General features: G+C 73.9%; 17 protein-coding genes. 8 read left to right on the top strand and 9 right to left on the bottom strand.

Going from position 1 to position 20,337, the window contains the following annotated elements:
* Window positions 1-13 precede the first annotated feature (13 nt).
* Genes QA634_RS06680 through QA634_RS06655 form a run of 6 tightly spaced genes read left to right on the top strand, consistent with a single transcriptional unit; the run spans window position 14 to window position 5,932 of the window.
* Window positions 14-1,294, top strand: a complete 1,281-nt coding sequence (locus QA634_RS06680) for an ABC transporter substrate-binding protein (protein WP_012331252.1) — start codon at window positions 14-16, stop codon at window positions 1,292-1,294.
* Window positions 1,295-1,298: 4 nt separating this feature from the next.
* Window positions 1,299-2,255, top strand: coding sequence for a carbohydrate ABC transporter permease (locus QA634_RS06675; protein ID WP_012331251.1), 957 nt, complete (start codon window positions 1,299-1,301; stop codon window positions 2,253-2,255).
* Between the two features lies 1 nt (window position 2,256).
* Window positions 2,257-3,084 carry a carbohydrate ABC transporter permease gene (locus QA634_RS06670; RefSeq protein ID WP_012331250.1) on the top strand — a complete coding sequence of 276 codons (828 nt, stop codon included), beginning with the start codon at window positions 2,257-2,259 and terminating at the stop codon, window positions 3,082-3,084.
* 9 nt (window positions 3,085-3,093) lie between these two features.
* Window positions 3,094-4,215 carry an ABC transporter ATP-binding protein gene (locus QA634_RS06665; RefSeq protein WP_012331249.1) on the top strand — a complete coding sequence of 374 codons (1,122 nt, stop codon included), beginning with the start codon at window positions 3,094-3,096 and terminating at the stop codon, window positions 4,213-4,215.
* Window positions 4,212-5,255, top strand: coding sequence for a Gfo/Idh/MocA family protein (locus tag QA634_RS06660; RefSeq protein WP_012331248.1), 1,044 nt, complete (start codon window positions 4,212-4,214; stop codon window positions 5,253-5,255). The genes QA634_RS06665 and QA634_RS06660 overlap by 4 nt, the downstream gene beginning before the upstream one ends.
* Window positions 5,252-5,932: a GntR family transcriptional regulator gene (locus QA634_RS06655; protein WP_012331247.1), complete on the top strand. Its 681-nt coding sequence runs from the start codon at window positions 5,252-5,254 to the stop codon at window positions 5,930-5,932. The genes QA634_RS06660 and QA634_RS06655 overlap by 4 nt, the downstream gene beginning before the upstream one ends.
* A gap of 238 nt (window positions 5,933-6,170) precedes the next feature.
* Here the strand turns inward: QA634_RS06655 and QA634_RS06650 are convergent, their stop codons facing one another.
* Together QA634_RS06650 and QA634_RS06645 are read right to left on the bottom strand one after the other, a co-directional pair.
* Window positions 6,171-7,883, bottom strand: a complete 1,713-nt coding sequence (locus QA634_RS06650) for a GMC family oxidoreductase (protein ID WP_012331246.1) — start codon at window positions 7,881-7,883, stop codon at window positions 6,171-6,173.
* Window positions 7,884-7,888: 5 nt separating this feature from the next.
* Window positions 7,889-9,298, bottom strand: a complete 1,410-nt coding sequence (locus tag QA634_RS06645; protein WP_012331245.1) for a UbiD family decarboxylase — start codon at window positions 9,296-9,298, stop codon at window positions 7,889-7,891.
* A 203-nt stretch (window positions 9,299-9,501) separates the two neighbouring features.
* Here QA634_RS06645 and QA634_RS06640 point away from each other — a divergent pair, with 203 nt between their 5' ends.
* Window positions 9,502-10,428, top strand: a complete 927-nt coding sequence (locus tag QA634_RS06640; protein WP_012331244.1) for a LysR family transcriptional regulator — start codon at window positions 9,502-9,504, stop codon at window positions 10,426-10,428.
* Window positions 10,429-10,602: 174 nt separating this feature from the next.
* Window positions 10,603-11,175 (top strand): UbiX family flavin prenyltransferase, encoded by a 573-nt coding sequence (locus QA634_RS06635; RefSeq protein WP_012331243.1) that lies wholly within the window; start codon window positions 10,603-10,605, stop codon window positions 11,173-11,175.
* A 180-nt stretch (window positions 11,176-11,355) separates the two neighbouring features.
* Here the strand turns inward: QA634_RS06635 and QA634_RS06630 are convergent, their stop codons facing one another.
* The 7 genes from QA634_RS06630 to QA634_RS06600 form a co-directional block, all read right to left on the bottom strand.
* Entirely contained in the window at window positions 11,356-11,847 is a 492-nt protein-coding gene (locus tag QA634_RS06630) for a TIGR02444 family protein (RefSeq protein WP_012331242.1), read from the bottom strand.
* A gap of 205 nt (window positions 11,848-12,052) precedes the next feature.
* On the bottom strand, window positions 12,053-13,402 hold the full coding sequence (locus QA634_RS06625) for an MFS transporter (RefSeq protein WP_012331241.1): 1,350 nt from the start codon (window positions 13,400-13,402) through the stop codon (window positions 12,053-12,055).
* Window positions 13,403-13,593: 191 nt separating this feature from the next.
* Window positions 13,594-14,385, bottom strand: a complete 792-nt coding sequence (locus tag QA634_RS06620) for an enoyl-CoA hydratase/isomerase family protein (protein ID WP_012331240.1) — start codon at window positions 14,383-14,385, stop codon at window positions 13,594-13,596.
* A 39-nt stretch (window positions 14,386-14,424) separates the two neighbouring features.
* Entirely contained in the window at window positions 14,425-15,966 is a 1,542-nt protein-coding gene (locus QA634_RS06615) for an AMP-binding protein (RefSeq protein WP_012331239.1), read from the bottom strand.
* On the bottom strand, window positions 15,959-16,483 hold the full coding sequence (locus QA634_RS06610) for a (2Fe-2S)-binding protein (RefSeq protein ID WP_012331238.1): 525 nt from the start codon (window positions 16,481-16,483) through the stop codon (window positions 15,959-15,961). Before QA634_RS06610 ends, QA634_RS06615 begins: the two co-directional genes overlap by 8 nt.
* A complete protein-coding gene (locus QA634_RS06605) occupies window positions 16,471-17,310 on the bottom strand; it encodes an FAD binding domain-containing protein (protein WP_012331237.1) in 840 nt (279 codons plus the stop codon). Before QA634_RS06605 ends, QA634_RS06610 begins: the two co-directional genes overlap by 13 nt.
* Window positions 17,307-20,273, bottom strand: coding sequence for a xanthine dehydrogenase family protein molybdopterin-binding subunit (locus QA634_RS06600; RefSeq protein WP_012331236.1), 2,967 nt, complete (start codon window positions 20,271-20,273; stop codon window positions 17,307-17,309). Before QA634_RS06600 ends, QA634_RS06605 begins: the two co-directional genes overlap by 4 nt.
* Between the last annotated feature and the right edge of the window lie 64 nt (window positions 20,274-20,337).

The raw sequence follows: 20,337 nt of genomic DNA, 5'->3' as shown, positions 1-20,337 counted from the left end.
TGAGGAGCGCCGCATGGGACGAGGGAGGGTGGCCGCGCTGGTCCTCGGGGCCGCGCTGGCGGCCGGCGGCGCGCGGGCCGCGGAGCCGACGCAGATCACCATGTGGTCGAACTGGCCCGACGAGCCCGCCAAGCGCGAGTGGGTGAGCGCCCGGGTCAAGGAATTCGAGGCCGCGAATGCCCAGTGCCGGGTGAAGCTGAGCTTCATCCCCAAGGCCGACATCTACACGCAGGCCAAGTCCGCCGTGCGCACCGGTCAGGCGCCGGACGTCTTCTACATGGAGCCGGACCAGCCCGAATTCCTGCAGGGCGGCTTCCTCGAACCGCTCGAGACCCGCGTCGACACGGGGGCGATCGAGGAATGGGCGAAGCCCGCCTGGACCGCGAAGGGCCACCTCTACGGCCTGCCGGTCGAGGCCTACACGGTCGAACTCTACTACAACCGGGATCTCGTCAGGAAGGTCGGCGTCGCGGTGCCGGAATCCGGCCAGCTGACGCAGGGCGCCTTCGCCGACCTCGTCAGGAAGGGCGTGGCCGCGGGCGTGACGCCCGTGGCGCAGGGCGTCGGCGACCGGCCCTTCCCGGGCGGCCTGCTGCTGTTCGAGTCGCTGCTGCGCAAGCTCGGGACCGAGGATTACGGCAAGCTCCTCAGCGGGGACCTGTCCTTCCGCGATCCCCGGGTCCTCGCGGTGATGACGTGGTTCAAGGACCTGGTCGATGCCGGGGCCTATCCGAAGAGCTTCTCGACCCTGAAGCTCGGGGAGTCGCACTACTACTTCTACCAGAAGCCCGGCGCGCTGGTTTTCCCCGACCCGAGCTGGTTCACCGGCCGCGCCTTCGCGCCGCCGGAGAGCGGCGGCATGCCGGCGGATTTTCCCCTCGGCATCATGCAGTTCCCGGCCATGGACGAGGGCCGGTGCCCGACCTGCAAGACGCTCTCGGTCGCGGGCAGCTTCGTGGTCTACGCGCGCAGCCGCAACAAGGACTGCGCCGGCGCGCTGCTCAGGTCCATCGGCAGCGTCGAGAACGGCACCAAGTGGATGGAGCAGGTCTCGCTCCAGACCGGCCTCAAGTCCGACCCGAGCCGGATCAAGTCCGCCCACGAGGATTATTTCCGCCAGCTGCAGGCCCGCAACCAGGGCGTGACGTACTTCTTCGGCACGCCGCTGTTCCACTACCGGGCGAAGTGCGCCGAGACCTACACCCAGGTGATCAATAACGCGCTGCCGGCCGGGCTGATCTCCGTGAAGGACGCGGCCGAGCGGATGGACGCCGCCTGCCACAAGGGAAGCTGAGGCGATGTCGGGCACGGCGGGCGTGGACGCGGCGGCGCCGGCCGCCCCGCCCGCGGCGGCGCGCGCGCGCGCCTTCGATCCCCGCCGGGCGAGCCTGCCGGTGGTGGCGCTCTTCGTGGGGCCGGCGCTGGCGGTCTATGCCGGGCTCACCGCCTACCCGGCCATCCGGACCTTCTACGACAGCTTCTTCACCATCGAGGGGATGGAGCGCCAAGCGGTCGGCCTCGCGAATTACCGCGACCTCCTCGCCGACGAGACCTTCTGGGTCGCGGTGCGCAACACCTTCGTGTGGGCCTTCGCGGCGCCGGTCCTCGACGTCGCCACCGGGCTGCTCCTCGCGCTCGCCCTCTACGCGGGCGTGCCCTTCGGGAGATTCCTGCGGGTGGCGTGGTTCGCCCCCGTGCTGCTCTCCTACGTGGTCGTCGCGATCCTGTGGATGTGGATCTACAACTACGATTGGGGGGTGGTGAACGTGGCGCTGCGGGCGCTCGGCCTCGACGCGCTCACCCGCTCCTGGCTCGGCGACCCCGCCACCGCGCTCGCCGCGCTCATCGTCACGCATGCGTGGAAATGGGCGGGGTTCAACATGGTGGTCTGCCTCGCCGCCATCCACGCGCTGCCCTCCGAGGTGCTGGAGGCGAGCGAGCTCGACAATTGCGGCTGGGGCGCCAAGCTGCGCCACATCATCGTACCGATGCTGCGCCCGACGCTGCTCAACCTCTACGTCCTCGCCTTCATCGGCAAGATGAAGGTGTTCGACCTCGTCTGGATCATGACCGGAGGCGGCCCGCTCTGGGCGACCGAGACGGTCTCGACCTACGTCTACAAGCGCGCGTTCAACTGGAACACCTTCGATCTCGGCTACCCGTCCGCCATCGCGGCGGTGTGGTTCGGCGTCGTCTGCGCCTGCGTGCTGGTGCTCAACCGGCTGTTCAGATCCTCGGAGAGGCTGGAGTACTGACGTGGCGTCCGCTCGGCTGTTCGGGCGCGGGGCGCTCGGCCTCGTCATCGCCCTCTACTCGCTCTACACGTTCGGCCCCTTCCTGTGGCTCGCCACCATGTCGGTGCGCACCACCGGCGAGATCTCGGCCGACCACTACGCCTGGCCGAGCCCGGTGCACTGGGAGCAGTTCCGGATCGCCTGGGTCGATTCCGACTTCGCCACCTATTTCTGGAACTCGTCCGCGGTCGTGGTCACGGCGGTCGCGGCCGTGACGCTGATCGGGGCGGCGGCGGCGCACGCGCTCGCGCGCTACCGCTTCCCCGGCAACCGCCTCATCTACGGCATCCTGTTCTCGTCGATCATCTTCCCGCCCCAGATCACCCTGATCTCGCTCTACCAGATCCTGGTCGATTACGGCCTCTACAACAGCCTCGCCGGGCTCACCGTCGTGTACGTCTCGCTGCAGCTGCCGCTCACCGTGTACCTGCTCGAAGGCTTCTTCGCGCGCATCCCGCAGGACCTGTTCGACGCGGCGCGGATGGACGGCTACGGCGAGGTCGAGATCTTCCGGCGCATCGTGCTGCCGGTCGGGATGCCGGCCATCGCCACCACGGTGATCCTCAACGTCATCCAGCTCTGGAACGAGTTCCTGTTCGCCGTGGTGCTGATCACCGACCCCGACAAGCGCACGCTGCCGGTCGGCATCCGCGCCTTCATGGGCGACCACTTCCAGGACATCGGCATGATCGCGGCCGGCGTGATGATCTCGGTGGTGCCGGTGATCCTCGCCTACGCGTTCTTCTCGGAAAAGCTGATCCGCGGCATGACCGCGGGCGCGGTCAAGTAGGAGCCCCGCATGGCCGTCGTCCGCCTCGACCGGATCAGCAAGCGCTACGGCGCGGGCGTCGTCGCCGTCGACGAGGTGGACCTCACGGTGGGCGACGGCGAGTTCATGGTCCTGCTCGGCCCCTCGGGCTGCGGCAAGTCGACGACGCTGCGGATGATCGCCGGCCTGGAGACGATCTCGTCGGGCACCCTCTCGGTGGACGGGCGGGTCGTCAACGACGTGCCGGCCAAGGACCGCGACATGGCGATGGTGTTCCAGTCCTACGCCCTCTACCCGCACATGAGCGTCTACGAGAACATGGCCTTCGGCCTGCGGCGGCGGCGCACGCCCGGCCCCGAGATCGAGCGGCGGGTGCGGCAGGCCGCCGAGATCCTGGGCCTCGTGCCGCTCCTCGCGCGCAAGCCCCACGCGCTCTCCGGGGGGCAGCGCCAGCGCGTCGCCCTCGGGCGCGCGATGGTGCGCGAGCCGATGGTGTTCCTGTTCGACGAGCCGCTCTCCAACCTGGACGCCGCCCTGCGGGTCAACACCCGCAACGAATTGATCAAGCAGCACCACCGCCTCGGCGCCACGATGATCTACGTCACCCACGACCAGGTCGAGGCCATGACCATGGGCACCCGCATCTGCGTGATGAATGGCGGGCGCGTGGCGCAGATCGGCGCGCCCCTCGACGTGTACTGGAACCCCGCCGACACCTTCGTGGCGCGATTCCTGGGCGCGCCGCCCATGAACCTGTTTCCGGCCCGGCTGGCGGAGGCGGGCGTGGCCGAGGCGGCGGTGACCGCCCCGCTGGCGCGCTGGCGGAGCGGCACGCTGGGGCCCGCCGGGCGCGAGATCGTGCTCGGGGTGCGGGCCGAGGACCTGCACCTCGACCGCGCCGCGGCCGGCGAGGCGGGCGGGAGCGTGCGCGGCCGGGTCGTCGCGGTCGAGCCCCTCGGGGCCGAGACGCTGCTCGTCGTCGAGGGGGAGGGCGGGGCCGAGTGCACCGCCCGCCTGCCGCGGGGCACCCGGGCGCGGGTCGACGAGGCGGTCGAGCTCCACTTCGCGGCCGACGCCGCCTACCTGTTCGACGCCGCGACCCGCCGGGCGATCCCCGCCGACGTGGCCCGCCGCCCGGAGGCGCTGCAGTGAGCGGGCTGCGGGTCGGGCTGGTCGGGGCGGGCTTCGTCACCCAGTATCACCTGCGCGCCTGGGCGGCCCTGCAGGGCCGCGCGCGCGTCGTCGCCGTCGCCGACCCGAGCGAGGCCCGTCGCGCCGCCCGGGCCGCGGAGTTCGGGATCCCCCGCACCTACGCGGACGCCGCCCGGATGCTGGCGGAGGGCGGGATCGACGCGGTGGACGTCGCGGTGCCGCGGGCCGCGCATGCCGACCTCGTGCGCCTCGCGGCCGCCCGCGGGCTGCCGGTCCTGTGCCAGAAGCCGCTCGCGCCGACGCTGCCCGAGGCCGAGGCGCTGGCGGCGGAGGTCGGCGGGCGCTGCCGCCTGATGGTGCACGAGAACTGGCGCTTCCGCGACACCTACCGGCAGGCGGCCGCGCTGCTGCGCGCGGGCGCGGTCGGCCGTCCCTTCGCGGCGCGGCTCACCGTGCTGACCAGCGGCACGCTGCCCGATGCCGACGGGCGCTACCCCGCCCTCGAGCGCCAGCCCTTCATGCGCGACGAGGCGCGCATGCTCACCGCCGAGGTGCTGATCCACCACCTCGACACCCTGCGCATGCTGCTCGGCCCCCTCACCGTCGCGGCCTGCGCGATGAGCCGCACCTGCGCGGCCCTGCGGGGCGAGGACAGCGCGCTCGTCCAGCTCGCGGGGGAGGGGGGCCTCGCCGTGCAGCTCTTCGCGAGCTTCGCGGCGCACGGCGCGCCGCCCGGCGCGGCGGACCGGCTCGAGATCTACGGGCCGGACGGGGCCCTGCACCTCGCCGGCGGCGACCTGACCCTCACGGCGCCCGAGGCGCGCACGGCGCCCGAGGCGCGCGAGGCGCCCGGCGAGGGGCGCGCGTGGCACTTCGATCCGGCCGCCACCTACCAGGGCTCCTACGACGCGGCGATCGCGCACTTCGTCGAGCGGCTCGCGGATGGCGGCCCGTTCGAGACCGCGCCGGAGGACAACCTCGCCACGCTCCGCCTCGTCGAGGAATGCTACCGCCTGGCCGGCCGCGGGGCGGCCCGGTGAGCGGCGCGCTGGCGGATCTCCTCGCCCCGCCGCGCGCGGGCGCCGAGGCGGTCGCGGCGCGCCTGGAGGAGGACATCATCTTCGGGCGCCTCGCCCCCGGAGCGCGCCTGACCGAGGATGCCCTGATGGCGCGCTACGGCGCCTCGCGCCACTTCGTGCGGCAGGCCCTGGTGGCGGTGGAGCGGCGCGGCATCGTGCGGCGGGAGAGGAACGTCGGCGCGACGGTGCGCTCCTACGCGGCCGAGGAGGTGCGCCAAATCTACGACGTGCGCGAGTTCCTCACCCGCGAGGCCGCGCTGCTGATCGGATTGCCGGCGCCGCCCGGGCTGCTCGCCGAGCTGCGCCGCCTGCAGGACGCCTATCGGCGCGAGGCCGAGAGAGGGGACCTCCTCGCCATCCACGGGGCCAACGACGCCTTCCACCTCGCGCTGTTCTCGGCCTGCGGCAACGCCTATTTGGTGCGCACCCTGCAGGATTACATGGCCCTGACCCTGCCGATGCGCGCCAAGAACCTCGCGGATGCGGAGGGTCTGCGCCTGTCGCTGAGCCAGCACGAGACGATGATCGAGCTGCTGCGCGGCCGCGACCGCTGGGCCTTCGCGCAATTGTGCGTCGACCACATGCGGTCGAGCAAGCTCGACTACCTCAGCCGGATCGCGCGCGGCCCTTCGGCGTAGGTCCCGCTCCGGCCCCGAGTCGGCCGCCGCGCCCGATTGCCGGAGCAGCCGAAGGGCCCGGCGGACGCGGTGGTCCATCGGCCGCAGCATCGGCGCGGCGTGCCGGTCCCGGCGGCGACGCGCGAGCGAGAGCGTCGGGGCGCCGATCAGGTCCTCGCGCGCCGCCGCGTCGGTGTCGTGGCAGGCCATGCGCTGGACCTTTCGGCCGCGCGCCCTCGGCGGGCCCGGCCCCGGTCCGTCAGGCCGGGGGCGGGCGGCCCGCGAGGTGGTCGGCGATCTTCTCGGCGACCATCATGGTCGGGACGTTGGTGTTGGCGCTCGGCAGGCTCGGCATCACGGAGGCATCGGCGACCGTCAGGCCGGCGACGCCGATCACGCCGCCGGCGGGGTCGACCACCGCCCCCGGATCCTGCGGATCGCCCATGCGGCAGGTGCCGCTCGCGTGCCAGACGCCGAAGACGAGGTCGCGCACGAGGTCCCGCAGGGCCGCCTCGTCCCCCACGACCTCGCCGAGCGCGACCCCGCCGGAGACGAGGCGCAGCATCCGCCGCCGCAGCGGGGCCGGGCCGTCGAGGAGGGCCGCCAGGAGCGCCGTGACGCGCCGGTTGCCCGGGCTGAACCGGCTGAGCCGCTTGATCGCCGGCGTGAAGCTCGCCGGGACGAGCGCCGCCGGGTCGGGGTTGAGGTGGGGCGAGACCACGCGCGCGACGAGGTCGCGCAGGCCGGCCGCCAGCCGGTCGAGGTCGCGCGGGTCGGAGAGGAGGTTGAGGTCGATGTCGGGATGGCCGGACGGGTCGGCCGGGTCGAGCCGCAGCCGCCCGACCGAGTGCGGCTGGTTCACCCACAGGAAGTAGAGGGCGAGGCGGGCCCCGAGCGCGTGCCAGCCGCCGCGGGCGGAGGCGGTGAGGTACATGTCGGAGGCGCTGCCGCCCGGCAGGCCGGAGGAGGAGCGCACCGCCAGGAAGCTCGCCCGGCGCTGGCTCGGCGGCAGCCGGAGCGGGCGGGGCAGGTACTGGGCCACCGTCAGGGCCGGATGGTCGCGCAGGTTCTCGCCCACCCCGGGCCGGTCGGCGACGACGGCGATCCCGCAGGCGCGCAGGTGCTCGGCCGGCCCGATCCCCGCCCGCAGGAGCAGCGCCGGCGATTGCAGCGCCCCGGCGCAGACCACGACCCGCCGCGCCGCGACCCGGTGCGGGCGCCCGCCGGGTCCGCGCAGCTGCGCGCCCGTGACCCGGCGCCCGTCGCGCGTGAGGGCGGTCACCCGGGTCTGCGCCGCGATGACGAGGTTGTCCCGCGCCCGGGTCTCGGCGTCCAGGTAGGCCGCCGCGGCGGAGACCCGGGCGTCGTCGCGGTTGGAGAAGGCGGGCGGGAAGAGGCCGTCCTCGAACTCGCCGTTCTGGTCGAGGCGCCGCGGCAGGCCGGTGGCGTCGAAGGCCCGCGCCACCGCCCGCGCGAAGGGCGGCCAGGCGGGTTCCAGGATGCGCCGGATCGGCACCGGGCCGTCCCGGCCGTGCAGCGGGCCGTCGCAGTCGAGGTCGGTCTCGAGCCGGCGGAAATAGGGCAGGACGTCGTCCCAGCCCCAGCCCGCCGCGCCCGCCTCCACCCAGGCCTCGTAGTCGCGGGGCAGGCCGCGATTGGCGGCCTGCACGTTGATGCTCGACGAGCCGCCCATCACCCGGCCCTGCTCGTAGGCGCGGCGCCGGACCCGCCCGTCCGCCCCGCGCGTCACGGCGGCGTCGAGGCCCGGCCAGATGTAGGTGTCGCCGAAGAACAGCGGCATCGGGTAGCTGTCGAGGATCTCGGCCGGCACGCGCCCGGGCGGCGTGTCGCGCCCCGCCTCGACGAGCAGGACGCGGCGGCCGGGATCGGCCGAGAGCCGGTTGGCCATGACGCAGCCGGCCGAGCCGCCGCCGACGATCAGGACGTCGACGGATGCGGGAAGGTCGGGCACGGCGCTCAGCCCGCGACCGCGTCGCGCCGATCGGCGACCGCGTCGCGCCAATCCGCGCCCGGCGCGATCACCGCCGCGAGGTCGACCTCGGCCTCGCCCGGCACGCGGATGCGCGTGAACTTCATGGGGGGCGCGTCCAGGGGGACCGTCGCGTCGAGCCCCATCTTGGCGCCGACGCCGTCGCGCGCCGAGGGGTCGAGCTTCGAGCCCTGCGCCTGCGCCACCACCACGAGGTCGCGGTCGGCCTGGAAGCGCGTGGCGACGGCCCACTCGACCTCCCCGGGATCGTGGATGTCGACATCCGTGTCGACCACCACCGCGTGCTTGATGTCGTAATGGGCCGCGAAGGCGCCGAGCAGCACGTTCTTGGCCTCGCCCTCCTGGATCTTGCGCAGCTTGACGTAGAGGTGATAGCGCCCGACCCCGCCGAGGGAGAGGTGGACGTCCTCGACGCCCGGGAAGCTGCGGCGCAGGGTGGCCAGGATCGTAGCCTCGCGCGGGATCGCGCCGAGCAGGAGGTGCTCCAGGCCGCCGCCCACGATCATGTGGAAGATCGGCCGGGCGCGATGGGTGACCGCGTCGACCTGCATGACGTGGCGCCTCGCCCGCTCGCCGTAATATTGCGGGAACTCGCCGAACGGGCCCTCGGGCTCGCGCACCTCCGGCAGGATCCGCCCCTCGATGACGATCTCGGCCTCGGCCGGCACGCGCACCGGATTGGTGAGGCACCTCACCACCGGCAGGGGCGCCCCCGTGAGGGCGCCCGCGATCTCCAGCTCGTCCTGCCCGAGCGGCACGATCGCCTGCGAGGCGAGGAGGCAGGCCGGGTCGACCCCCACGACCAGCGCCACGTCGAGCCCGCGGCCCGCGGCCTCCGCCCGCCGGTAGAAGTGGTCGGTGTGGCGGGGCAGGACTAGCACGCCGATGCGGTCCGGCCCGTTGATCTGGCAGCGCAGGATGGCGACGTTCTGCGCGCCGGTCTCGGGATCGCGCGAGATCATCAGCCCGGCCGAGATGTAGGGCCCCCCGTCGTGCTCGTTGAGCGTCGGCACGGGCAGGAGGCGCAGCAGGTCGATGCCGGCGCGGTGGACCACCTCCTGGGCCGGTCCCGTCTCCTGCTCGCGCCAGGGCAGCGGCGCCGCGCAGGCCTGCTGGAAATGCGAGACGAGGCGGTCCTCGCTCGTCCCGAGCGCCTCGGCCATCCAGGCCCGGCTCGACACCAGCCCCGACACGATGGTGCCGTCCTGCCCGCCGGGGCGGGGAAACAGGGTGGCGCTCCGCCCGTCCAGGCGGTTCGCCACCGCGGCGGCCTCGTGCCTCAGGCCGATTCCGGGCCGCGCCACGCTGAGCCGGCCGCTCTCGGCGAGGCGGCCGAGCCAGTCGCGCAGGGATCGGGCAGGGGCCTGCAGAATCATCGTCGCCTCCCGGTCGGGCGCTCCCGGGCGCCTCGTCCCGCCTGGTTAGGCGCTCCGCGTCGGGGACTGAAATAAGGATTGCTGATGGGGCGGATCAGGCCGTCTGAATTGCCCCGGCCGCGCCGGTATGATCTTGTCGCCGGACGTGTTTTTCGCCCGGCGCGAGGCCGGGCCCGCGCGTCCGGAAGTCTGGATTCCCGTCGGTGGATTTGCGTCAGATCTCCTACTTCGTCGCCCTGTTCGAGGAGGGCAGCGTGACGCGCGCCGCCCAGCGCATGAACGTGGTGCAGCCCGCGCTGAGCATGCAGATCGCCAAGCTGGAGCGGGAACTCGACCAGCGCCTGTTCGAGCGCCAGCCCAAGGCCATGGTGCCGACCGCGGCCGGCCGGATGCTGCACCGGCTGGTGCAGCCGATCCTGCGGGACGTGGCCGAGGCCCGGGCCGCCATGGCGCGGCTCGCCCAGAGCGTGTCCGGCCGGGTCACGGCGGGGATCCTGTCGTCGCTCTCGATGAGCGTGGTGCTGAGCGTGCTCGCGCGCTTCTCCGCCGCCTACCCGCAGGTCGAGCTCTCGCTGGCGGACGGCTATTCCAGCACCTTCATCGACGGGGTCGGCGACGGCAGCCTCGACCTCGCGGTGATCAACAAGCCGAACCGGCGCCTCGGCCTGATGATGGAGCCGCTCCTCGACGAGGAGATGGTGGTGGTCGGGGCGAGCGCGACGCCGCTGCCGATCCCGGTTCCGGTGCGCATGCGCGACCTCGTGGAGCTCGACCTCGTCCTGCCCTCGGCCCGGCACGGCCTGCGCCTCGAACTCGACCGGAGGGTCGGCGCGCAGGATGTCAGCCTCAGCCCGCAGATCGAGCTCGACCTTCCCTCGGCCATCGCCGACTTCGTCGCGCGCTCGGCGCGGTTCACGGTGCTGCCCAGCATCGCGGTGAGCCGGCAGCTCGCGGAGGGCTCGCTCAAGGCCTACCGGATCGTCGCGCCGCGCATCACCCGCCAGCTCGTCATCATCCATCACCCGAAGACCCCGCTGACGCAGGCCGCGACGCGCTTCGTCGAGATCCTCGCCGAGGAGCTCTCGGCGGCGGCGGCGGCGCTCCAGACCCACATCGTGGCGGGCCCCTGACCCGGCAGCGAGGTCCCGCTGATCGCGGCGATCAGCCATCCTTATTCGACAGCCGGCCGCGCCCGCTCCTAGGATCGCCCCCGACCCGGCGCGCGGGCGCGGGACGAGGCGGGGGGACGGCATGGGGGCGACACGCCACGGGAGGGGCGGGGCGCGCGGCGGGGGCCCCGCGGCGTGACGGACCTGCCCCTGGTCGTCGGCATCTCGGGCGCCTCGGGCGTGATCTACGGCATCCGCCTGCTCCAGATCCTGCGCGACCTCGCGATCCCCGCCCACTTGGTGATGTCGCGCTCGGCCGAGGTGACGCTCGCGCACGAGACGGACCTGAAGGTGGCGGAGGTGCGGGCGCTCGCCGCCCGGACCTACGCGCAGGCCGATATCGGGGCGGCGATCTCCTCGGGCTCCTTCCGGACCCGCGGCATGATCGTGGCCCCCTGCTCGATGCGCAGCATGGCGGAGATCGCCACCGGGGCGACCTCCGGCCTCCTGACCCGGGCCGCGGACGTCACGCTGAAGGAGCGCCGCCGCCTCGTGCTGATGGTGCGCGAGACGCCCCTGCACACGGGCCACCTGCGGACCATGACGGCCCTCTCCGAGATGGGGGCGATCGTGGCGCCGCCGGTGCCGGCCTTCTACGCGAGGCCGGAGAGCCTCGCCGCGATGATCGACCACACGGTGGGCCGCGTCCTCGACCTGTTCGACATCGACTCGGGCGGGGTGCGGCGCTGGCGCGAGGCGGAGGGTTAGGGCCGTCATCCGGCGGCCTCGGCCGTCCCACGCCACATCCGCCAGATCCCTTCGGAATGGCGGATCTGGGCTTCGCTCAGGCGCCGCGCGGGCTCGTGATCCGCCAGATCCCTTCGGGATGGCGGATCTGGGCTTCGCTCAGGCGCCGCGGCCCTCGCACGCGGGGCGTCTCGCGGAAGGTCAGCCGCCCGTGAGGGCGTGCACCAGCGCCGCGCAGGGTGCCCGCGGCAGCGGCCGGCCGAGATGCGCGGCATAGAGATCGAGGTGGCGCCAGGCCGCGGCGGTCGCGTCCGTTCGTGCGCCGGGCGGGGGCGCCAGGGCGGCGAGCGCGCGGAGCGCGAGGCGCTCCGCCTCGATCTCCGCGGCCTTGACCCGCTCCCGCAGCACCTCCGCCCCCGGCGCGGGGAGGAGCGGCGCCTTCATGGCGCGGCGCACCCGCCGCAGCGGCGCCACGACGGCGTCGCGCCAGGGCGCCAGGGCCGCGTCCATCGCGGCGATCGCGGCCGCGTCGAGGGTGCGGCCCGTCGCGGCGCACCAGAGGAGATGGAGGACGAGCGGGACGTCGGCGCCGGCCTCGTCCTGAAGGGCGAGGCAGGCCGGGGCCGCGCCCGGCCGGCCGTAGAGGGCGAGGGCGAAGGTCCAGAGCGGCTCCTCGGGCATCCACACCTCCATGGGAGCGGTCCGGCCAGGCAGAATGGCCAGGCGGACGGGCCAAGCAGACCGGCCAAGCAGACCGGCCCGACGCGATTCCGCTGAGTGTCGCGTTCCCGCATCGTGCGTGCCGCCGAACCGGTGACCGCTTCGGCGAATGGTGCCGGGGACGCGCCCCGCCGGCCCGCGATCGCCGCGACGGGTCCGGGCCCGCGCGGCCGCCCGCTCAGGCGCGGTCGAGGTTGCCTCGGGTCTCCTCCGTCAGCGCGGCGCCGATCAGGTAGACGGCCGTCACGACGGTGGTGAAGATCGCCAGCATCATGGGGATCTGGCTCGGCCCGTCGACCGCCAGCGAGACCAGCGTCGGCAGCATCCCGCCGAGCGCGAAGCCGACGTTCCAGGTCAGGCCGGTGCCGGTCGCCCGCAGGGCGGTCGGAAACTTCTCGTTGAGAAAGATCAGCAGCGGGCCGTAGCTCGCATTGGCGACGAAGGAGAGGACGAGGACGTAGACCGCGAGCAGGGTCGTGTCCGAGGTCTTCGCCATGGCGAGGAACAGGGCCGGGAAGGCGACGAGCCGCAGGACGCCCATCAGCAGGAAGGTGGGCTTGCGCCCGATGCGCTGGCTCAGCTCGCCGAGGGCGCAGGCGCCGAGGGCGGCCGCGACGTTGGCGCCGACCAGCATGATCGAGGCGGTCGCGTTCGGCACCCCGTTCACGAGCTTGAGGAAGGTCGGCAGGTAGCCCGAGGTCAGGTAATAGGCCGCGCCGCCGCCGAAGGAGACCAGGATAGCGACCAGGAAGGCGCGCCGGTGCTCGGCGGAGAACAGCGCGCGGACCGGCGAGGCCACGACGGGCGCCCCGGCGCGGCGGGCCGCCTTGTCGGCCTGGAGCTGCCGGAAGATCGGCGATTCCTCCAGGTTGCGGAACAGCATCAGCCCGACCACCGAGGTCAGCAGGCCCGAGAAGAACATCGCGCGCCACCCCCAGGACGCGAAGGCCTCGCCCGGCGCCATCAGGGAGACGACGTAGAAGATCATCGAGGCGAGCAGGCCGCCGATGGCGGCGCCGCCGCCGCCGACCGCGCCCGACATCAGGCCGCGCCAGCGCTCCGGCACGGATTCGGTCCCGATCGTGTGCGAGGCCGCGACCACGCCGCCCACGAAGATGCCCTGGATCAGCCGGAAGGCCAGGAAGACCGCGGTGGCGAGCCAGCCGATCTGCCCGACGGTCGGCAGCAGCCCGAAGGCCGCCGTCGAGAGGCCGACGCCCATCACCGCCACCATGAGGGCGCGGCGCCGGCCGAGGCGGTCGGCGTAGGAGCCGAACAGGGCCGAGCCGAGCGGCCGGATCAGCAGCGTCACCGCGAAGGACGCGTAGGCGCCCGCCAGCGACAGCATCGGCTTGTCGGCGGGGAAGAACAGCGCCCCGACGACCGGCGCCACGTAGAGCAGGATGAAGAGGTCGAACAGGTCGAGCCCCCACCCGAACAGCGAGGCCATCACGGCGGTGGCCGTCTGGCGGGTCGTGGGTTTGGTCAGCGCGGCGTCCGGCGCCGGGATCGTCGTGGCGGCAGTCACGGGGTTCCTCCTCTGGGAACGCGCGAGGCTCCGGGCAGCCTCGCTGCGCCGGGCAGGCGTCGTGGATCACGCGGCCGGGTCGGCCGCGCGGGCGGGTCCGCTCCGCCGGTCTTGCGGCCGGCTCGGGGCGGGAATCTGGGCGGGGACCGCCGGGCGAAGGGCGCCGGGCGGGGGCGCCGGGCGGGGGCGGCCTACGAGCCGCGGAAATTCGGCTTGCGCTTGGCGTGGAAGGCCTCGACGCCTTCGCGGAAATCGTCCGACTGGCGCAGGCGGCTGTAGCAATGGCCCTCGAGCTCGATGGCGATCGCGAGCGTCGAATCCTCGGTGTCGTTGAGGAGCTTCTTGGCCGTGCGCTGGGCGATCGGCGAGAAGGCGCGCAGCTCCTCCACGAGGGCGTCGACCGTCGCCTCCAGTTCGCCGTCCGGCACGCATTCCGTGGCGATGCCCCAGTCGAGCGCCTGCCGGCCCGGGATGCGCTTCGAGCGCATCACGATGTCCTTGGTGCGGGTGATGCCGACGATCTTCTGCAGGCGGGCCGAGCCGCCTGAGCCCGGGATCTGGCCGAGCTTCTGCTCGGGCAGGGCGTACTGGCAGGTCTCCGAGACGATGCGGAAGTCGCAGGCGAGGGAGATCTCGAACCCGACCCCGAACGTGTAGCCGCGATTGGCCGCGATGACCGGCTTCGTGCAGCGGGCGGGCGCCGCGATGTTCCAGGCGAGCTTGGAGACGTGCTCGGGCGAGGCGTCGAGGAAGCCCTTGATGTAGCCGCCCGAGGAGAAGTGCTCGCCCTCGGCCCGCAGCACGATCACCCGCACGCGGTCGTCCTCGTCGAGGGCCTCGAACACCCGGCGGATCTGGTCGCGCTGGGGCATCGCGATCACGTTCATGGGCGGACGGGCGAGGATCACGTCGGCGCGCTCGCGCGCGGGGTCGATCTCGACCCGGAATCCGTCGAGGTCGGACAGGCGGGGATCGCTGGTCATGGCGGAACTCTCTGGTTGGTCGTCGGGGGAGGGGCCGCGTCAGGCGGCGGCGGAGGGGTCGCCCTCGGCCTCGTAGGCGCCGGCGACGAGCTGGCGGCGCAGGAGCTTGCCGACGGGGGATTTCGGGATCTCGGCAACGAAGACGTAGGCGCGCGGGCGCTTGTGGCTCGGGAGGCCGGCGGCGCGGCAATGGGCGTCGAGGGCGGCCTCGTCGGCCGGGCCGCGGCGCTTCACGAAGGCGGTGACGACCTTGCCCCAGCGCTCGTCGGGCAGGCCGACCACCGCGACCTCCGAGACGGCCGGGTGCAGGGACAGGCAGCTCTCGATCTCGACCGGGGAGACGTTCTCGCCGCCCGTGATGATCATGTCGTCGACCCGGCCGGTGACGAAGACGTCGCCGTCCGCGTCCATGAAGCCGGTGTCGCCCGTGAAGTACCAGCCGTTCCGGAAGGCCTTGGCGTCGGCCTCGGGGCGGTGCCAGTAGCCCTCGAAGGCCTCGTCGCCGCGCGCGATGACGGCGATCTCGCCCTCCTCGCCGGGCGCCGCCGCCTCCGGATCGGTGGCGCCGAGCGGCACGATCCGCACCATCGTGTTGAGGCCGGCGCGCCCGGCCGATCCTGGCTTGCCCGCGGCGTCCTGGTTGATCGTGAAGGTGTAGACCTCCGACGAGCCGTAATGGTTGACGAACAGGTCCGGCCGGAAGGCCTCGGTGAGCCGGCGCAGGAGCCCGTCCGTCATGGGCGCGCCCGCGAAGCCGAGCTTGCGCACCGAGGACGTGTCGGTGGCCGCGAAGTCCGGATGGTGGACGAGGTCGTGGTAGAGGGTCGGCACGAGGTAGAGGTTCGTCACCCGCTCGGCCGCGATCAGGCGCAGAGCCGCCGCCACGTCGAAGCGCGGCAGGCACACGAAGGCGCCGCCGATCAACGACATGGCGAGGAGCGAGCGCACCCCCATCGTGTGGTAGAGCGGCATCACGCCGAGCGTGCGCTCGCCGCGCCCGTAGAGGTTCTGGGCCACGTGGGCGAGGGCGGCGGCCCGCTCCGCCCGGTGGCGGCGCGGCACGCCCTTGGGCTTGGCCGTGGTGCCCGAGGTGTAGAGCATCAGCGAGATCGCCTCGGCATCCGCCCGCGGCGCGGCCGGCGCGGCGTCCCGGGCCGCGAGGGCCGCGAAGGCGGTCTCGCCGGGCTCGGGCGGCAGGCCGACCGCGATGCGCGGGCAGGCGCGCGCGCCCCCGCTCGCCCGCACGCTCGGCGCCGACACCTCCTCGTAGGCGAGCGCCTTCGCGCCCGCGTTCCCGACCGCGAAGTCGATCTCCTCGGGGCTGGCGCGCCAGTTGATCGGCGTCAGGACGAGGCCGGCGAACTGGCAGGCCCAGTGGAGCGTCGCCGCCTCCAGGCGGTTCTGCAGCACCGTGACCAGGTGATCTCCGGGCTCAAGGCCGAGCGCGTCGAGCCCCGCGACCACGCCGGAGATGATCCGGTACCATTCGGCGTAGGTGAGGCGGGTCTCGCCGTCCACGATGGCGAGGCCCCGCGGGTCGCGGGAGACGCTCGCCAGGAAGCTGGTGCCGAGGTCAAGCATGGGATGGGGTCTCCTCGATCGCGTCGCCGCGCAGGGCGGCGGCGGCTTCGCAGGCGGCCTCGATGATCGGGGCGTAGCCGGTGCAGCGGCAGAGATGGCCGCCGATCACCTCGGTGAGGTCCGCCCGCGACGCGCGCGGGTGCCGGCGCAGATAGGCGTCGAGCGACATCAGGATGCCGGCCGTGCAGAAGCCGCATTGCAGGGCGTGGTGGCGCCGGAAGGCCGCCTGGAGCAGGCCGAGCCGTCCGGGCTCCGGCGCCAGCCCCTCGACGGTGGTGAGGTCGCAGCCCTCGACCGCGACCGCGAGGGTCAGGCAGGCCCGGGCCGACGCGCCGTCGATCGTCACCGTGCAGGCGCCGCAGACGCCGTGCTCGCAGCCGACATGGGTGCCGGTCATCCCGAGCCCGTGGCGCAGGGCATCGGTCAGCAGCGTGCGCGGCTCGACCTCGACCCGAACCGGGCTGCCGTTCAGCGTGAAGGCGACCGCGTGGCGGGCTCCCGCCCCTAGCTTCGGCATCGGCGCGCCTCCTCTGCGGCGTGGTCCAGAACCCGGCGGCCGAGGCGGCGCACGAGGTCGCGGCGGTAGCGGGCCGTGGCGTGGACGTCGTCGCCCGCGCCGAGGTCCCACGCGAAGGCGTTGAGCGCGTCGTCGAGGGCCGCCCCGTCGAGCGCGGGCCAGTCGCGGGCGGTCGGCCGGTCGGCGACGCCGCCGACCGCGAGGCGCATGCGCGCGCCGTCCACGACGGCCGCGCAGGCCACGATGGCGAAGTCGCCGTGGCGCCGGCCCACCTCCGCGAAGGCGTAGCCCGTGCCCGGGGCGCGCGCGGGCAGGCCGACCGCCTCGACGAGTTCGTCGTCGGCCCGGTCGGTCACCATCATGCCGGCGAAGAACGTCTCCGCGGGCACGCGCCGCGCCCGCTTGGCCGAGCGCAGGTGCACCTCGCCCCCGAGGGCGACGAGGCAGAGCGGGATCTCGGCGCTCGGATCCGCGTGGGCGACGGAGCCGCAGAGCGTGCCGCGGGCCCGGGTCTGGACGTGGCCCACCCAGGGCATCGCGGCGGCGAGGAGGGGCTGCGCCTCGGCGAAGCCCGGCCGGTCGAGGAGGGCGGCCTGCCTCACGCCCGCCGGCACCACGAGGGCGCCGTCGGCGCGCCGGGGCGCGCGCAGGGCCTCGATCCGCATCACGTCGACGAGGAGGGCGGGCTTGGTCAGCCGCATGTTCAGCATCGGCACGAGGGACTGGCCCCCGGCGATGATCCGGGCCTCGTCGCCGTGGCGGGCCAGCGCCTGCAGGGCCTCGTCGAGGCTCTCGGCGCGCAGGTAGTCGAAGCGGGCGGGCTTCATGCCGAGATCCCGAGCATCGCGAGGAGGCGGCGCAGGAGGCCGGGCGCGCCGCCCGCGGCCGCGCCCCCGCCGGCCCGGCGGGCGAGCGCCGCAAAGAACCCGCCGATGATCACCCGGGCCGCCCCGTCGAGGAGCCGCCCGCCCACCGCCGCGACCTTGCCGCCGACCGAGGCCTCGTAGGTGTAGCCGATCCGGGTGCCGCCCCGGCCGTCCGGCTCCAGGGTGATCCGCCCGCGCCCGCCGCCATTGCCGAGCGCCCCCGTCACCGCGCCGGCGAGGGTGGCGGCGCGGGGCGGATCGAGGTCGGAGAGCGTGATGTCGGCCTTGTAGCGCCCCTTCACGGGGCCGACGCCGAGGGTGACGTCGGCGCGGAAATGCGTGTCCGACAGCTTGCGCACCCCGTGCGCGCCGGGGATGACCGAGGTCAGCACGGCGGGATCGAGGAGCATCGCCCAGACCGCCTCGGGAGGGGCCGCGACCGCGGCGGCGCCCTCGCCCCGCATGGTGCGGTCGCCGGGCCGGGCGGCCGCCGCGGCGCGGCCCTCCGGCGGGGCGGGCTCGTCGCCGCCCGCGGCCAGGGCCGCGAGCTTGGCCGGGGTCAGGGGCAGGTCGATGGTCTCGACGCCGAGCGCGTCCGCGACCGCGTTGGCGAGGCAGACCGGCGTCGACATGCAATTGCCCTCCCCGACCCCCTTGGCGCCGAGCGGCGTGAAGGGCGAGGGGCTCTCGAGGTGCAGGACGGTGAGGTCCGGGATCTCGGTCGCGGTCGGCAGGAGGTAGTCGGCGAAGGTCCCGGCCAGGAAGGCCCCGTCCTCGCCGTAGGACAATTCCTCGTAGACGGCCGCGCCCAGGGCCTGCGCGAAGCCGCCGCGCACCTGCCCCTCGACCATCCCGGGATGCAGGATCCGGCCGCAATCGTGCATCGAGACGTAGCGGTCGACGGCGAGCTTGCCGGTCACCGGATCGACCTCGACGCCGCAGAAATCGAAGATGAAGCCGTGGCAGAGGGAGGAATTGACCGCGTCGGCCGGGTCCGGCGCGGTCAGTTCGGGCGGCGACCAGAAGGCGGTCTCGCGGATGACGGCGCCGACCTCGTCCGGCACGAGGCCGGGCGACCAGTGGCTCGTCGCGGCGACGCGCGCGAAGGGGAGGGCGGCGTCCGGGTTCGTGCGCGAGGCGACGCGGCCGCCCGCGAAGACGAGGTCCTCGGCCCGCACGTTGAGCTGGGCCGCCGCGACCTGGGCGAGGCGCGCGCGCAGGCGCGTGGCGGCCTGGTGCGCCACCCCGGCGACCGCGGCGGCAAAGCGGCTGGAATAGTTGCCCGAGGCGATCGACCACGCGTCCTTGGCGGTGTCGAGGTCGGCCGTCACCCGCACCTGATCCATCGGGATGCCGAGGACGTCCGCCACCACCTGGGCGAGCACGGTGCGGTGGCCCTGGCCCTGGGGCACGGAGGCGACCTGCACGGTCACCGAGCCGACCGGGTCGAGGGTGAGGGTCGCGGTGGCCTGGGCGCCGTTCTTCGGGCCGGCCTTGGCCCGCTCGGCGGCGCTCAGCACCGTGGTGATGTAGCCCATGTTCGAGACGCTGGGCTCGACCGCGGCCGTGAAGCCGATGCCGTAGAGCCGGCCCGCCGCCCGGGCCTCGTCGCGGCGGCGGCGCAGGACCGCGAGGTCGCCGTCCCGGACCGCCTCGTCGAGGGCGCGCGGGTAGTCGCCCGAATCGTAGAGCGCCCCGGTCGCGGTCCGGTACGGGAAGGCGTCGGCCGGGATCAGGTTGCGGCGGATCACGTCGAGCGGGTCGAGGCCGAGCGTCGCGGCGATGCGCTGCACGAGGCGCTCGAGCGGGTAGTAGACCTGCGGGCCGCCGAAGCCGCGCACGAGGCCGGTCGGCGTCTTGTTGGTGAGCACCACCCGGTTGCGGATGCGCACGTGCCGGATCGCGTAGGCGCCCGTCATGTTGCCGTGCATCCGGTAGAGGGTCGCCGGCTCCGGCGCGCGCAGGGTGGCGCCGCAATCCTCCACCTGGTCCCAGTCGAGGACGGCGATGCGGCCCTCCCCGTCGAACCCCGCCGTCAGGGTGGTGACGCGGTTCGTCGCCGAGACCGAGGCGGCGAGGTGCTCCATCCGGTCCTCGATCCACTTGACCGGCCGTCCGACCGCCCGGGCGGCGGCGGCGATCAGGACCGCGTAGGGCGCGACCCCCTGCTTGACCCCGAAGCTGCCGCCGGAATCCGGCGGCGTGCGCAGGCGCAGGCGGTTGCCCGGGACCTTGAGCGCGCGGGCCATCACCGCGTGGATGCTGAAAGGCCCCTGGAAGTTGGCGAGGATGTCGTAGGACCCGTCGCCCGGGTCGTACTCGGCGAGGACCCCGTAGGTCTCCATCGGCGAGCCGGTGTTGCGCGGGTAGCGGACCGTCACCGAGAGGGTGCGGTGGGCCTGCGCGAAGGCGGTCTCCGGGTCGCCGTACCGGAAGGAGCGGTCGCTGACGAGGTTGCGGCCCACGCCCTCGTGCAGCACCGGGGCGTCCGGCTCCAGCGCCGCCAGCGGGTCGATGACGGCGGGACGGGCCCGGTAGGCGACCTCGATCAGGTCGCAGCCGTCCTCGGCGAGGTAGCGGTCCTGCGCCAGCACGACGGCGACCGGCTCGCCGACGTAGCGGACCCGGTCGACCGCGATCGCGCGCGCGTCGACGGCGGCGCGCAGGGCCGGCACGAGGGGCCCGGCGAGGTCGAGGAGGTCGCTCCCGGTGAGCACCGCCGCCACGCCCGGAAGCGCCCGGGCGGCCGCGGCGTCGATGGCGAGAATGTCCGCGTGCGCGTGCGGCGAGCGCAGGATTGCCGCGTGCAGCGTGCCCGGCCTGTGCCCGAGATCGTCGATGTAGCGGCCGCGTCCGGACAGGAGAGCCGCGTCCTCGACGCGCTCGACCGACTGCCCGACGGAGCGGCGTTGCTCGATGCCCAATGCTCGCTTCCTCGCCCGAGGCTCTTGACCCGAGTCTCTTTGACCCGAGTCTCTTTGACCCGAG

The organism is Methylobacterium sp. CB376, from assembly GCF_029714205.1.
Lineage (GTDB): Bacteria > Pseudomonadota > Alphaproteobacteria > Rhizobiales > Beijerinckiaceae > Methylobacterium.
Note: the sequence above shows the minus strand (reverse complement) of the source record. Positions and strands in the feature narration are given on the sequence as shown.

What these genes read in the sequence shown, in the direction of transcription:
- QA634_RS06665 (WP_012331249.1), top strand. Translation starts at nt 3,094, where the DNA reads ATGGCCGTCGTCCGCCTCGACCGGATCAGCAAGCGCTACGGCGCGGGC.
- QA634_RS06645 (WP_012331245.1), bottom strand. Translation starts at nt 9,298, where the DNA reads ATGATTCTGCAGGCCCCTGCCCGATCCCTGCGCGACTGGCTCGGCCGC.
- QA634_RS06630 (WP_012331242.1), bottom strand. Translation starts at nt 11,847, where the DNA reads ATGGAGGTGTGGATGCCCGAGGAGCCGCTCTGGACCTTCGCCCTCGCC.
- QA634_RS06675 (WP_012331251.1), top strand. Translation starts at nt 1,299, where the DNA reads ATGTCGGGCACGGCGGGCGTGGACGCGGCGGCGCCGGCCGCCCCGCCC.
- QA634_RS06620 (WP_012331240.1), bottom strand. Translation starts at nt 14,385, where the DNA reads ATGACCAGCGATCCCCGCCTGTCCGACCTCGACGGATTCCGGGTCGAG.
- QA634_RS06610 (WP_012331238.1), bottom strand. Translation starts at nt 16,483, where the DNA reads ATGCCGAAGCTAGGGGCGGGAGCCCGCCACGCGGTCGCCTTCACGCTG.
- QA634_RS06605 (WP_012331237.1), bottom strand. Translation starts at nt 17,310, where the DNA reads ATGAAGCCCGCCCGCTTCGACTACCTGCGCGCCGAGAGCCTCGACGAG.
- QA634_RS06615 (WP_012331239.1), bottom strand. Translation starts at nt 15,966, where the DNA reads ATGCTTGACCTCGGCACCAGCTTCCTGGCGAGCGTCTCCCGCGACCCG.
- QA634_RS06680 (WP_012331252.1), top strand. Translation starts at nt 14, where the DNA reads ATGGGACGAGGGAGGGTGGCCGCGCTGGTCCTCGGGGCCGCGCTGGCG.